Origin of the sequence: Kitasatospora sp. NPDC052896 (assembly GCF_044547075.1) — a bacterium.
Lineage (GTDB): Bacteria > Actinomycetota > Actinomycetes > Streptomycetales > Streptomycetaceae > Kitasatospora.
The window spans coordinates 32,797-46,154 of record NZ_JBITZU010000005.1 but is presented as its reverse complement, the minus strand read 5'-3'; the positions used below and the strand labels follow the sequence as shown (position 1 = coordinate 46,154).

Here is a 13,358-nt window from a genome sequence, read left to right as displayed (position 1 = left end):
GGGGGAAGAGCGTGGCGTTGACCGGATCCGCCGGCCCGGTGCTGAGCCGGGAGGAGGTGGACCGCGAGCTGGCCCGGCTGGGCGCCGAGCGGGAGGCCGTCGAGGCGGCCCTGCTCGCCCTGCAGGACCACCCCGGGCGACGGTTGCTGGAGGGCGCGACGCTCGCCGGCGGCACCGCGGAGCGCTGGTCGCTCGCCGCCCAGGGACTGACCGCGCTCTGGACGCTCTTCGACCGCTACTCCGAGGCGCTCGCCTCGGCCCGCGCGGTGCGCTCGCGCCGGGGCCGGCCCAGCTCGCCCGAACTGGCCGAGCTGAGCGAGCTGCTGCGCGGTCCGGCGGTCACCGTTTCGGGTGGCCAGCTGCCCGACGCGGTGGGCCGGCCCGGCGGTCCGGCCCGGCTGGTGGAACAGGTCAGCCTGGCCCAGCTGATGGAGCGGATGAACGCCTGGTACGCCACCGTGCTCGACGTGGTGAGCGCGGCGGACGCGGTCTGGTCGGCCCTGCCGGCCCGGATCGACCTGCTGCTGGCGGAGTTGCGCCGGGTCCGGACGCTGGCCGGCTCGGTCGGGGTGCAACCCGGCGCCCACCCGCTGGCCGATGATCTGGCCGGCCTGGAGGGCGAGTTGACGGCACTGCGGGCCGAGGTGCTGAGCGACCCGCTGGCGCTCTGGCAGCCCACCCAACGGGCAGGGGACGAAGGGGAGTTGCTCTCCCCGGTGGCCACCGGCACGGTGGACACCACGCGATTCGACCACGCCGGGCGGGCGTTGGACGGCATCCGGGTGGAGCTGGAGCAACTGCTGCGGCTGCGCGACGAGGCGGACGAGCGGCTGCACCAGGTCGCCGACCTGCTGCAGCGCGCGGACGCCACGTTGGCCGAGGCCCGCCGGGCTCGCGGGGAGGTACTGGCCAAGATCGCCGCGACCGAGGTCCCGGCGGTGCCGGGTCCGCTCTCCTCGCTGCGCGAACACGTCCGACTGGCGGCCGAGTTGCGCCAGGGCGGGCACTGGCTCCAGCTGGCGCCGCTGCTGGACGCGCTGGAGGAGGAGGCCGCCGGCGAGCTGGCCCGGGCCCGGCAGTCGCTCGGCGAGGTGACCCAACCGCTGGCCGTCCGCGCCGAGCTGCGCGGCCGGCTGGACGCCTACAAGGCGATGGCGGCGCGCTACGGGCTGGCCGAGGACCTGGAAGTGATCGAGCGTTACGAGAAGGCCCGCTGGCTGCTCTGGAGCGCGCCGTGCGACCTGCGCGCGGCCGCCGCCGCGGTGACCCGATTCCAGCAGGCGCTGCGCCCGGCCGGCGGGCCGCGCGGCGGGCAACCGAACGACGGCCGGCCGAACGGCCAGGGGGAGACGGTGTGATGGGCGAGGCGTGCGTGCGGCCGGAGTGCTCCGGCAGCGGCGTGATCGACGCGGACGGCTACTGCGACGAGTGCGGACTGGCCGCGGCGGGCCGGTCGGCCGGCGGCGGGACCGGCCCGGTGACCGGCGGGACCGGCCCGGTCGCCGTGGCCGCGCCGCCCGCGGCGGGCGGGCCGTGCACCCGGGCCGGCTGCTCCGGGCGGATCGACGCGGACGGCTACTGCGACGAGTGCGGGCTGGCCGCTGCCGCCGGCGCGACGACGGGTACGGCCGTGCCCGCGCCCCGGAGCGACTCCGACTCGGCCCGTTCCACGCGCACCGGCTCGGCCCGTTCGATGTCCGGCCGCTCCCGCTCGCACCGCTCGACCCGGACCGGCACCCGCGGCTCGGTCTCGGTGCGCAGCAGCAAGGGCACGATCGGCAGCACCTCGCGCGGCCGGCTCGGCGCGGGCCTGGTGACCGTCCCGCCGGTGCCGACGGCGGACCCGGCCGGCGCGGTGCTGGAGAACCCCGAGGTCCCCGAGCGCAAGCGGTTCTGCAGCAAGTGCGACACGCCGGTCGGCCGGGAGAAGAACGGCCGTCCGGGCCGTCCGGACGGCTTCTGCACCCAGTGCGGGAGCGCCTACTCGTTCACCCCGAAGCTGCGCCGGGGCGACCTGGTCGGCGGCCAGTACGAGGTGCTCGGCTGTCTGGCACACGGCGGGCTGGGCTGGATCTACCTGGCCCTGGACCGCCGGGTCTCGGACCGCTGGGTGGTGCTCAAGGGCCTGCTGGACACCGGCGACGAGGACGCCCTGGCGGTGGCCATCGCCGAGCGCCGGTTCCTGGCCGAGGTGGACCACCCGAACATCGTCCGCATCATCAACTTCGTCGAACACCCGGACCTGGCGTCCGGCTCGACCGACGGCTACATCGTGATGGAGTACGTCGGCGGCAAGTCGCTCAAGGACATCGCCAACGAGCGCCGCACCCCGGAGGGCCGGCGCGAGCCGCTGCCGGTCGAGCAGGCCATCGCGTACGCGCTCGAGGCCCTGCCGGCCCTGGGCTACCTGCACAGCCGGGGCCTGGTCTACTGCGACTTCAAGATCGACAACGTGATCCAGAGCGAGGACTCGCTCAAGATCATCGACATGGGCGCGGTCCGCCGCTTCGACGACGACGGCCCGATCTACGGCACGGTCGGCTACCAGGCCCCGGAGATCGCGACCGACGGCCCCTCCCCCGCCTCCGACCTCTACACGGTGGCCCGCACCCTCGCGGTGCTCACCTTCGACTTCCAGGGCTACAGCACCCAGTGGGTGGACGAGCTGCCCGGCCCCGAGCAGATCCCGGTCTTCGCGCGGTACGAGTCCTTCTACCGGCTGCTGGTGCGCGCCACCGACCCCGACCCGAGCCGCCGGTTCGGGTCGGCCGAGGAGATGGCCGACCAGCTGACCGGCGTGCTGCGGGAGATCCTGGCGCTCCAGGACGACCGGCCGCGGCCCGCGCTCTCCACCCTCTTCGGACCCGAACTACGGGTGGTGGAGACCGAGTTGGTCACCGAGGGCCCCGGCCCCGAGCCCGGCCTGCCGCAGGTCCGCCGGATCGACCCGGCCGCCGCCGCACTCGCCCTGCCGGTCCCCCGGGTGGACCCGAACGACCCCAACGCGGGCTTCCTGGCCACCCTGATGGCCGTCCGGCCCGAGGACGTGATCGCCGCCCTGCGCGGCGCCCCGGCCGACTCGGTCGAGCGCCGGCTGCGCGAGCTGCGGGCCCGGATCGAGCTGGCCGACCAGGAGGCGGCCGAGCGGACGCTGACCGCGCTGGAGGCCGACCACCCGGACGACTGGCGGGTGGTCTGGTACCGCGGGCTGCTCCAGTTGGCCGGCGCGAGCGGCGCCGGCCCGGACCAGGCCACCGCCCGGACGCGGGCCGCCGCCGAGGCCTTCGACGCGGTGTACGACGCGTTCCCCGGCGAGGCCGCGCCCAAGCTGGCGCTGGGCGTCTGCGCCGAGCTGCTCGGTCACGGCGAGGACGCCGGCGAGTTCTACCGGCTGGTCTGGAGCACCGACCACACCTACGTCGGCGCCGCGTTCGGGCTGGCCCGGGTCCGTCTGGCGGCGGACGACCGGCCGGGCGCGCTGCGCGCGCTGGAGTCCGTGCCGGAGACCTCCAGCCACCACACCGCCGCCCGGATCGCCGCGCTGCGCGCCCGGCTGCGGGCCCGACTGCCGCGGGAGGCGCTGGCCGAGGACCTCACCACCGGCTCCGCGCAGCTGACCGCGCTCGCCCTGGACGACCGGCGGCGCGAGGAGCTGTCGGTGGAGCTGCTGGACACCGCGCTCGGCTGGGTGCTGGCCGGCCGGTCCGGCGAGGCCCCCGGGCCGACCCGGCTGAGCGTGCTCGGCCACCCCGCGCGGGAGCGGGAGCTGCGGTTCGCCCTGGAGCGTTCGTTCCGGGTGCTGGCCCGGCTGGCCGAGCGGCCGGAGGACCGGATCGAGATGGTGGAACGGGCGAACCGGGCCCGTCCCAGGACGTGGGTGTGAGCTGATGCCGCAACAGACCGTGTGCCCCAACTGCGCGGAGCCGCTCGACCCCGGGGACGCCTTCTGCGGCGCCTGTGGGGCGAACCTGACGGCCGGACCGCCCGCCACCGCACCCGCCGGCGCGCCGCGGGCGCCCGGTGCCTGCCTGCACTGCGGCTCCCACCAGTTCTCCGTCGAGGGCTACTGCGAGCAGTGCGGGGGCGCCCGGCCGCGCCCGCGCGACCACCAGGAGCGCTCGCTGACCGGCGTCGCCGGGGTGAGCGACCGCGGCCTGCGCCACCACCGCAACGAGGACGCCTTCACCGTCGCGGCCACCGCGCTGCCCGGCGGCGCGCCCGCCGTGGTGACGGTGGTCTGCGACGGCGTCTCCTCGGCGACCCGACCGGACGAGGCCTCCCAGGTCGCCGCCGACACCGTCTGCGAGAACCTGCTGACCGCGCTGGAGCACGGCGCCGCGGCCGAGCCGGCGATGCGCCGGGCGATCCTGGCCGCCGCCGACGCGGTGGCCGCGCTGGCGAACGACGGCGGTCCCGGGCCCGGCCAGAACTCACCCGCCTGCACCTGCGTCAGCGCGGTCGCGGCGCGCGGCGCGGTGACCGTCGGCTGGGTCGGCGACAGCCGGGCCTACTGGATCCCGGACGACCGCGAGGGCGCCGAGCCGTACCGGCTGACCGAGGACGACTCCTGGGCCGCCGGGATGGTCGCGGCCGGGCTGATGGCCGAGGCCGAGGCCTACGCGGACGCCCGGGCACACGCCATCACCGGCTGGCTCGGCGCGGACGCCGAGGTGGTCGAGCCGCACACGCTGGCCTTCACCCCGCACGTCCCCGGCGTGCTGCTGGTCTGCACCGACGGCCTGTGGAACTACGCCGAGGCCGCCACCGACCTGGCCGACCTGGTCCGCCGGGACGCCGCGGCGGACCCGCTGCGGGCGGCCCGGGCGCTGGTCGACTTCGCGGTGGCGGCCGGCGGGCACGACAACATCACGGTGACCGTGCTGCCGGTGCGGCCGGCCACCGCCGAGGACCACCCGGACACCGTGCTGGACCTGCCGGTGCTGCGCCCCCGGGCGGCCGTGCCGCCCGTGCCGCCGGCACCGCCGCTCCCGCCCGCACCGCCCGCACCGCCGCAGCCGGCCGCGGTCCGCGCCGAGCCGCGGAACTGACGTCTCGTCGGAACGCAAGCCACCTTCACCGATCAGGAGTTTTGGGCCATGGCCAGTCTGACGAAGTCGAACCTGCCCAGGTTCACCGCGGACATCTTCCAGAACGAGTTTCTCGCCGAAGGCGCTCGCGAGGTCAACGCGATCGTCACCGTCACCGCGACCGGCGGCGGCACCACCGGCGGCCGTCCGCTGGACACCGTGGACGCGGCGGCCGCCGGACCGGGCCCCGACTCGGCGGTCGTGCTGATGGTCGACTGCTCGGGCTCGATGGACTACCCGGCGACCAAGATGCGCAACGCCCGGGACGCCACCGCGGTCGCCATCGACACCATCCGCGACGGCGTCGCCTTCGCCGTGGTGGCCGGTACCCACGAGGCCACCGAGGTCTACCCGGGCGGCGGCGTCCTCGCGGTGGCCGACGCCACCACCCGGGAGGCCGCCAAGCAGTCGCTGCGCAAGCTCAGGGCGGGCGGCGGCACCGCCATCGGGACCTGGCTCGCGCTCGCCGACAAGCTCTTCCTGACCCGGCGCGAGATCGCCATCCGGCACGGCATCCTGCTCACCGACGGCCGCAACGAGCACGAGAAGCCGGAGGACCTGCAGCGGGTGCTGGACCGGGTCACCGGCCACTTCACCACCGACTGCCGCGGCGTCGGCACCGACTGGGAGCTGCCCGAGCTGCGCCGGATCTCCTCCGCGCTGCTCGGCACGGTGGACATCGTCGCCGAGCCGTCCGGCCTGGCCGACGACTTCCGGGGCATGATGGCCGCCGCCATGGGCAAGCAGGTCGCCGACGTGGCGCTGCGGGTCTGGACCCCGGCCAACGCGGTGGTGAAGTTCGTCAAGCAGGTCGCCCCCGACCTGGAGGACCTCACCGGGCGCCGCTCCGAGGCCGGCCCACGGGCCGGCGACTACCCGACCGGCTCCTGGGGTGACGAGAGCCGTGACTACCACGTCTGCGTCGAGGTCCCCTCCGCCGCGGTGGGCAACGAGATGCTGGCCGCCCGGATCAGCCTGGTGCTGCCGCAGCCCGGCGGCACCGCCGAGGTGCTCGCCCAGGGTCTGGTCAAGGCGGTCTGGACCGACGACCTGGCCTCCTCCACCCGGATCAGCCCGCAGGTCGCCCACTACACCGGCCAGGCCGAGCTGGCCGAGTCGATCCAGGTCGGGCTGGAGGCGCACCGGGCCGGCGATCTCGACCTGGCGACCGCCAAGTTGGGTGCCGCCGTCCGGCTGGCCCACCAGACCGGGAACGAGGGCACCTTCCGGCTTCTGCAGAAGGTGGTGGATGTGGTGGATCCGAAGGAGGGTACGGTTCGGTTCCGTAAGGATGTGAGCGAGGCCGACTCCATGACCCTGGAGACCCGCTCGACCAAGACCGTGCGTGTGAAGAAGTGACTGCCGTGACCTGGTTTCTGCTTGGGCCGGACCTGAGATGTGGGGGACTTGATGCCGTTCTGCCCTAGGGGCCACGAGTCGCAGTCCGAGGACTGGTGCGACTTCTGCGGCTTCCCGATGAACGCCGCGGGCGGCCAGGCCCCGGCCGGCGCGCCCGCCGGCGGCCCGTACGGCGCGCCGCCGCCCCCTCCCCCGCCGATGCCGCCGCACGGGATGCCCGGCCACCCGATGCCCGGGTCCCCGCTGCCCGGCGCCACCGAAGGGCTGGTCACCTGCCCGATCTGCCGGACCCCGCAGACCGGCCGGTACTGCGAGGAGTGCGGCTACGACTACGAGCTGACCGGCGCCGGACAGCCGGGCGGCGGTTACGGCTACCCGCAGCCACCGGCCCAGATGCCCCAGCCGCCGGCCCAGCAGCCGGGCGGGGGTTACGGCTACCCGCAGCCGCCCGCCCCGGGCTACCCGGCCGCGCCGCCGGCCCCCGGTGGCTACCCACCGCCGCCTCCCGTGCCCGGACCGCCGCCCGGCCAGCCGCAGCCCCCGCAGGGCAGCGCGCCCGACCCGTTCGGCACGTCCTTCCGGCTGGCCCCGCCCGAGCCGCCGGCGGCCCGCACCAGCTGGGTGGCCGTGGTCAGCGCCGACCGGGACTACTTCACCGACATGATGGCGCGCAGCGGCCCGGAGGCCTCGGGTCTCTTCTTCCCGCCGTACTGCCCGGAGCGGCGGATCCCGCTGACCGGCCGCGGCCAGCTGCGGATCGGCCGGCGCAGCCAGCACCGCGGGACCGTGCCGGAGATCGACCTCTCGGTCCCGCCGGAGGACCCGGGCGCCTCGCACCAGCACGCGCTGCTGGCCGAGCAGCCGGACGGCAGCTGGGTGCTGGTGGACCAGGACTCGACCAACGGCACCACGATGAACGGCGGCGCCGACCCGGTCACCCCGCACACCGCGATCCCGCTGAACGACGGCGACCGGATCCACATCGGCGCCTGGACCACGATCACCCTGCACCGGGCCTGACCCTGATCCGACCCTGATCCCGCGCTGCGAGGCTCGTCAGTCATGGGTCCCGGCCCCTAGGGTCGGGACCCATGACAACTGCAATAGCCGCGGACGGGATCCGGAAGCGGTACGGGGATGTCCAGGCCGTCGACGGGGTGTCGATCACCGTCGAGTCTGGCGAGTTCTACGGTCTGCTCGGGCCCAACGGCGCCGGGAAGACCACCACCTTGGAGATCCTGGAGGGGATCCGCGAGCCCGACGAGGGCCGCGTCGAGCTGCTGGGGCTGGCGCCCTGGCCCCGCAACCCGAAGCTGCTGCCGCGGATCGGCGTGCAGTTCCAGGCCTCCGCCTTCTTCGACAAGCTGACCGCGCGGGAGACCATCCGCACCTTCGCCTCCTTCTACGGCGTGGGCGCCAGGCGGGCCGACGCGATGCTGGAGCGGGTCGGGCTGACCGACTCCGCCGCGGTGCTCACCGACAGGATGTCCGGCGGCCAGGCCCAGCGGCTCTCGATCGCCTGCGCGCTGGCGCACGACCCGGAGCTGGTCTTCCTCGACGAGCCGACCACCGGCCTCGACCCGCAGGCCCGGCGCAACCTCTGGGACCTGCTGCGGGACATCAACGCCGAGGGCCGCACGGTCGTCCTCACCACCCACTACCTGGACGAGGCGGAGATCCTCTGCGACCGGGTCTCGGTGATGGACCACGGTCGGGTGCTGCGCACCGGCGCACCGGCCGCGCTGGTCCGCGAGCTGGACGACACCGTGCGGATCAGCGTGGAGTCCGGCCTGCTCGGCGCCGAGGAGGCCGGCGAGCTGTTCACCGCCGCGGGCGCCGAGATCACCGCGCTGGAGGACAACGGCGTCACCCTCTCGCTCTCCACCCGGGCCCCCGCGCCCGTGCTGTCCGCCCTGGCCGAGCGCGGCGCGCTGCGCGGGCTCGAGGTGCGCGGCGCCACCCTGGAGGACGTCTTCCTCCACCTGACCGGACGGGAGTACCGGGCATGAGCGCTCCCGAGCAGGACCGCGCCAGCAGCTACGCCAGCCTCTCCCGGGTGATGGGCAAGGCCTTCCTGCGCGACCGCACCACGGTCTTCTTCGTGCTGCTGATGCCGCTGCTCTTCCTGGTGCTCTTCGGCGCCCTGTTCAAGGGCAGCAGCAGCCCGCACGTCAAGATCGCCCAGTACGGGCCGGTGACCGTGCTGGACTCGATGCCCGCCGGGGAGCGGGCCGCGGTGACCCAGGTGGTCACCATCACCCGGGTCACCGACGAGGCCGCCGCCCTGGAGCAGGTGCGCAAGGGCACCTACGACGCGCTGATCGAGGACGGCCCGGACGGCCAGCCGGTGCTCCACTACAGCGCCTCCGACCAGGTCAAGGCCGGCAGCGTGCAGGGCGTGCTGAACTCCGTGGTGCAGACCGCCAACCAGGCGGCCAGCGGCCGTCCGGCGGCCTACACGCTGACCAGCGACCAGGTCGAGGACAAGTCACTCAAGCCGATCCAGTACGTCACGCCCGGCCTGCTGGGCTGGGCGATCGCCACCGGCGCGGTCTTCGGCGCCTCGTTCACGCTGGTGAACTGGCGCAAGAAGCGGGTGCTGCGGCGGCTGCGACTGGCACCGGTGAGCATCGGGGCGGTGGTCGCCGCCCGGGTCACCGTCAGCGTGCTGGTCGCGCTGGCCCAGACCGGGCTCTTCCTGGTGGTCGCCACCACGCCGTTCTTCGGGCTGAAGCTGACCGGGAACTGGTGGCTGGTGATCCCGCTGGTGGTCTGCGCCACCATCGCCTTCATGTCGATCGGCCTGGTGACCGGGTCGATCGCGAAGACCGAGGAGGCGGCGAACGGGATCAACCAGGTGGTCGTGCTGCCGATGTCCTTCCTCTCCGGGTCGTTCATCCCGCTGGACAGCGCGCCGCACTGGCTGCAGACCGTCTCGCACGTCTTCCCGCTGCGCTACCTGGTCACCTCGGCGCAGTCCGTGCTGACCAGGGGCGGCGGGGTGATGGACGCGCTGCCGGCGATGGGCGGGCTGCTGGCCTTCGCGGCCGTGCTGACCGCGATCGCCTGGAAGCTGTTCCGCTGGGACGAGGTCTGAGGTCCGGAAGCCGGGACGGTCCGGTCAGGAGACCGCCCCCGTTCCGGCTCCGGCCGCGGTCTGCGACCATGGTCGGGTGACTGAGACCAGGCGTACCGAGCTTCCCGAGGAGACCTTCTTCGACGCGGTCGGCGGCGAGCCCACCTTCCGCCGCCTGGTGCACCGCTTCTACCAGGGCGTGGCCGAGGACGAGCTGCTGCGGCCGATGTACCCGGAGGAGGACCTCGGGCCGGCCGAGGAGCGGCTCGCGCTCTTCCTGATGCAGTACTGGGGTGGCCCGCGGACCTACAGCGAGCGGCGCGGCCACCCGCGGCTGCGGATGCGGCACATGCCCTTCACCGTCGACCGGGCCGCGCACGATGCCTGGCTGCGGCACATGCGGGTGGCGGTGGACGAGCTGGGCCTCGCACCGGAGGCCGAGCGGCAGCTCTGGGACTACCTCAGCTACGCCGCCGCGTCGATGGTCAACTCCGCGTAGCGCCGGGCGCGTGGAGTCGGTCAGGCCAGCGGGGTCAGTCCGAGGCCCGCGCCCGGTGCGGCGGCACTGCGCACCGCGACCGACCCGTGCGGCGCGGTCAGCCGCAGCCAGCTGCCCGCGCGGTGCGCCGAGAGCGGCGCGCCGGGGTGCAGGAAGCCGATCCGGTAGGCCGCGTGGGCCGCGCGCAGTGGCAGCTCCGGAGCGGCGGTGAGCGACCGCGACCAGATCTCGTCGGCGATCCCGTCCAGCACCACCCTGGTCCGGTGGTGTTCCGGGACCGCCGCCGTGCGCTCCTTGAACTCCTCCACCGCGCCGAAGACTTGGGGCATCACCAGGCCGACGTCCGGGGTCCCGAGCGGCTGCCAGCCGGTGCGCGGGGGCAGCAGGCCGGTCCAGGCCGGGCCGGTGACCGGGGCCGGCAGTGCCAGGGCGCCGCTCCGCTCGTCCACCCCCTCCAGCAGCTGTCCGGCGGAGACGGTCGCGTCCGCGGCCTCGGCCAGCCCGGCCAGCCGGGCGGTCCGGATCGCGATCACGCCGGAGCTGCCGAGCGGCAGCCGGCCGAAGACCGCGAGCACGCCGTCGGCCCACTCCTCGACGGTCGCTTCCGACTCGGCCGCGGCCGCCGGTCCGCGCCGGGCCGTCGCCTCACGGAACACCGACCGCGGGACCGCCTGCAGCCGCACTGCCGCCGCCCGGTCGAAGCGCAGCAACCGGCCCAGGAAGGCGCTGAGATCGGCCGCCTCGCTGGGGTCGGCGAGGACGAGCCGGGCGATGCTGATCACGGTGCGCTCACTTCGTTCGTTGCCGGAGGCGGTCGGACGGGCCGGTCAGGCGGCGGCCGGCACGTCCTCGTTCTCCAGGAAGTGACTCAGGAACTCCCGCTCCACCGCGCTGATCCGGCGCGGCCGGCCCGCCGCGAGGTCGTAGGGCACCATCACGGTGGAGGCCCGTGCGTACACCAGCTCGGTGCCGTCCTCGTTGGTGTCCTTGACCTCGTAGCCCACGGTCACCGAGGCACCGCCGATCCGGGTCACCCAGGTCTCGACCGTCACCGGCGCGGGCCGGTGGACCAGCGGCGCCTTGTAGTCGATCTCGTGCCGGGCCACCACCGAGCCGCCCGCGAACTCTCCCGCACCGGCCTCGGCGGCCCGGGTGAACATGAAGTCGATCCGGGCCTCCTCCAGGTAGCGCATGAAGACCACGTTGTTCACGTGGCCGAAGGCGTCCATGTCGGACCACCGCATCGGGCAGGCGTAGATGTGGCGCGCCACGACAGTCTCTCCCTCTCGTTCACTCGGTTGCCGGCACCTGGGCGGGTGCCCGGCGGACTACCGGCGTCGGCCCGGCAGGGCACCCACGTGGGTGCCCTGCCGGGCCGTCAAGCCTTCGCGACCCGGTCGGCGACCGTCAGCCGCGGGTCAGCTTCTTGTAGGTGGCGCGGTGCGGACGAGCCGCGTCGGCACCCAGCCGGTCGATCTTGTTCTTCTCGTACGACTCGAAGTTGCCCTCGAACCAGAACCACTTGCTGTCACCCTCGTAGGCGAGGATGTGGGTGGCCACCCGGTCCAGGAACCAGCGGTCGTGGGAGATGACCACGGCGCAGCCCGGGAACTCCAGCAGCGCGTTCTCCAGCGAGGAGAGCGTCTCGACGTCGAGGTCGTTGGTCGGCTCGTCGAGGAGCAGCAGGTTGCCGCCCTGCTTGAGGGTGAGCGCCAGGTTGAGGCGGTTGCGCTCACCACCGGAGAGCACGCCGGCCGGCTTCTGCTGGTCCGGGCCCTTGAAGCCGAACGCGGAGACGTAGGCGCGGGACGGCATCTCGACCTGGCCGACGTTGATCCAGTCGAGGCCGTCGGAGACGACCTCCCACAGGGTCTTCTTCGGGTCGATGTTGGCCCGGCCCTGGTCGACGTAGCTGATCTTGACGGTCTCGCCGACCTTGACGTTGCCGCCGTCCGGAGTCTCCAGGCCCTGCAGCATCTTGAACAGGGTGGTCTTGCCGGCGCCGTTCGGGCCGATCACGCCGACGATGCCGTTGCGCGGCAGGGTGAAGCTCAGGTCGTCGATCAGGACCTTCTCGCCGAAGGCCTTGTTGAGGTTGGCCACCTCGACCACGATGCTGCCCAGACGCGGGCCCGGCGGGATCTGGATCTCCTCGAAGTCCAGCTTCCGCATCTTGTCCGCCTCGGCCGCCATCTCCTCGTACCGGGCGAGACGGGCCTTGGACTTGGCCTGCCGGCCCTTGGCGTTGGAGCGGACCCACTCCAGCTCTTCCTTGAGCCGCTTGGCGCGCTTGGCGTCCTTCTGGCCCTCGACCTTGAGACGGGACTGCTTGGTCTCCAGGTAGGTGGAGTAGTTGCCCTCGTAGGGGTAGGCGCGACCACGGTCGAGCTCGAGGATCCACTCGGCGACGTGGTCCAGGAAGTACCGGTCGTGGGTGACGGCCACCACGGTGCCCGCGTACTTGGCCAGGTGCTGCTCCAGCCAGTTCACCGACTCGGCGTCGAGGTGGTTGGTGGGCTCGTCGAGCAGCAGCAGGTCGGGCGCCTCCAGCAGCAGCTTGCAGAGCGCGACGCGGCGGCGCTCACCACCGGAGAGGCTGGTCACCGGCCAGTCGCCGGGCGGGCAGCCCAGGGCGTCCATGGCCTGCTCGAGCTGGGCGTCGAGGTCCCAGGCGTTGGCGTGGTCCAGCTCCTCCTGGAGCTTGCCCATCTCGTCGAGCAGCGCGTCCGAGTAGTCGGTCGCCATCAGCTCGGCGATCTCGTTGAACCGGTCGAGCTTGCCCTTGATCTCCTTGACGCCGTCCTGGACGTTCTCCAGGACCGTCTTGGACTCGTCCAGCGGCGGCTCCTGCAGGAGCATGCCGACGCTGAACCCGGGCGAGAGGAAGGCGTCGCCGTTGGAGGGCTGCTCCAGGCCGGCCATCATCTTCAGTACGGTGGACTTGCCGGCGCCGTTGGGGCCGACGACGCCGATCTTCGCCCCAGGGAGGAAGCTGAGCGTCACGTCGTCAAGGATGACCTTGTCGCCGTGTGCCTTGCGCACCTTGCGCATGGTGTAGATGAATTCCGCCACGTGAGATCGCTCCGGCGTCGTCGAAGAGTATTCGGGCTTGCAGCGTTCCATTGTGCCGCACAGGGGGCCCCATCCCGAACCCCCGCCCTGCCCCACGGCCGCCCCGGACCGGGCTCCACCGCCCCGACGGCCCCGCACCGGGGACCCCTTCTCCCTTCCGCCTCGCCTCCCCCGTGTCCTCCTGCCCGGCGAACGGCGGTGGCCCGGTCCTTCCACCCCATCCTGCGGGTGGAAGGACCGGGCCACCGGCCTGCTTCTCCGAGCT

At 73.7% G+C, this 13,358-nt stretch carries 11 protein-coding genes; 8 read left to right on the top strand and 3 right to left on the bottom strand.

Going from position 1 to position 13,358, the window contains the following annotated elements; translation table 11 throughout:
- Positions 1-11: 11 nt before the first annotated feature.
- The 8 genes from ACIGXM_RS12900 to ACIGXM_RS12865 all read left to right on the top strand — a co-directional run bounded on the left by ACIGXM_RS12900 (position 12) and on the right by ACIGXM_RS12865 (position 10,021).
- Positions 12-1,358, top strand: a complete 1,347-nt coding sequence (locus ACIGXM_RS12900) for a hypothetical protein (RefSeq protein WP_396559984.1) — start codon at positions 12-14, stop codon at positions 1,356-1,358.
- Positions 1,358-3,883, top strand: coding sequence for a tetratricopeptide repeat protein (locus tag ACIGXM_RS12895; RefSeq protein WP_396559982.1), 2,526 nt, complete (start codon positions 1,358-1,360; stop codon positions 3,881-3,883). The genes ACIGXM_RS12900 and ACIGXM_RS12895 overlap by 1 nt, the downstream gene beginning before the upstream one ends.
- A 4-nt stretch (positions 3,884-3,887) precedes the next feature.
- Positions 3,888-5,048, top strand: coding sequence for a protein phosphatase 2C domain-containing protein (locus ACIGXM_RS12890; protein ID WP_396559980.1), 1,161 nt, complete (start codon positions 3,888-3,890; stop codon positions 5,046-5,048).
- A gap of 48 nt (positions 5,049-5,096) precedes the next feature.
- On the top strand, positions 5,097-6,446 hold the full coding sequence (locus ACIGXM_RS12885; RefSeq protein ID WP_396559978.1) for a VWA domain-containing protein: 1,350 nt from the start codon (positions 5,097-5,099) through the stop codon (positions 6,444-6,446).
- A gap of 51 nt (positions 6,447-6,497) precedes the next feature.
- Complete coding sequence (locus tag ACIGXM_RS12880) at positions 6,498-7,466, top strand: FHA domain-containing protein (RefSeq protein WP_396559976.1); 969 nt, start codon at positions 6,498-6,500, stop codon at positions 7,464-7,466.
- A gap of 71 nt (positions 7,467-7,537) precedes the next feature.
- Positions 7,538-8,455, top strand: coding sequence for an ATP-binding cassette domain-containing protein (locus ACIGXM_RS12875; protein WP_396559974.1), 918 nt, complete (start codon positions 7,538-7,540; stop codon positions 8,453-8,455).
- A complete protein-coding gene (locus ACIGXM_RS12870) occupies positions 8,452-9,543 on the top strand; it encodes an ABC transporter permease (RefSeq protein WP_396559972.1) in 1,092 nt (363 codons plus the stop codon). Before ACIGXM_RS12875 ends, ACIGXM_RS12870 begins: the two co-directional genes overlap by 4 nt.
- A 76-nt stretch (positions 9,544-9,619) precedes the next feature.
- A complete protein-coding gene (locus ACIGXM_RS12865) occupies positions 9,620-10,021 on the top strand; it encodes a globin (RefSeq protein WP_396559970.1) in 402 nt (133 codons plus the stop codon).
- Positions 10,022-10,041: 20 nt separating this feature from the next.
- Here the strand turns inward: ACIGXM_RS12865 and ACIGXM_RS12860 are convergent, their stop codons facing one another.
- The 3 genes from ACIGXM_RS12860 to ettA all read right to left on the bottom strand — a co-directional run bounded on the left by ACIGXM_RS12860 (position 10,042) and on the right by ettA (position 13,093).
- Positions 10,042-10,803, bottom strand: a complete 762-nt coding sequence (locus ACIGXM_RS12860; RefSeq protein ID WP_396559968.1) for a hypothetical protein — start codon at positions 10,801-10,803, stop codon at positions 10,042-10,044.
- A 45-nt stretch (positions 10,804-10,848) separates the two neighbouring features.
- Positions 10,849-11,292 carry an acyl-CoA thioesterase gene (locus ACIGXM_RS12855; protein WP_396559966.1) on the bottom strand — a complete coding sequence of 148 codons (444 nt, stop codon included), beginning with the start codon at positions 11,290-11,292 and terminating at the stop codon, positions 10,849-10,851.
- A 136-nt stretch (positions 11,293-11,428) separates the two neighbouring features.
- Positions 11,429-13,093 carry an energy-dependent translational throttle protein EttA gene (gene ettA / locus ACIGXM_RS12850; RefSeq protein WP_396559964.1) on the bottom strand — a complete coding sequence of 555 codons (1,665 nt, stop codon included), beginning with the start codon at positions 13,091-13,093 and terminating at the stop codon, positions 11,429-11,431.
- Positions 13,094-13,358 lie beyond the last annotated feature (265 nt).

What these genes read in the sequence shown, in the direction of transcription:
- ACIGXM_RS12885 (WP_396559978.1), top strand. Translation starts at nt 5,097, where the DNA reads ATGGCCAGTCTGACGAAGTCGAACCTGCCCAGGTTCACCGCGGACATC.
- ACIGXM_RS12895 (WP_396559982.1), top strand. Translation starts at nt 1,358, where the DNA reads ATGGGCGAGGCGTGCGTGCGGCCGGAGTGCTCCGGCAGCGGCGTGATC.
- ACIGXM_RS12870 (WP_396559972.1), top strand. Translation starts at nt 8,452, where the DNA reads ATGAGCGCTCCCGAGCAGGACCGCGCCAGCAGCTACGCCAGCCTCTCC.
- ACIGXM_RS12880 (WP_396559976.1), top strand. Translation starts at nt 6,498, where the DNA reads ATGCCGTTCTGCCCTAGGGGCCACGAGTCGCAGTCCGAGGACTGGTGC.
- ACIGXM_RS12890 (WP_396559980.1), top strand. Translation starts at nt 3,888, where the DNA reads ATGCCGCAACAGACCGTGTGCCCCAACTGCGCGGAGCCGCTCGACCCC.
- ACIGXM_RS12875 (WP_396559974.1), top strand. Translation starts at nt 7,538, where the DNA reads ATGACAACTGCAATAGCCGCGGACGGGATCCGGAAGCGGTACGGGGAT.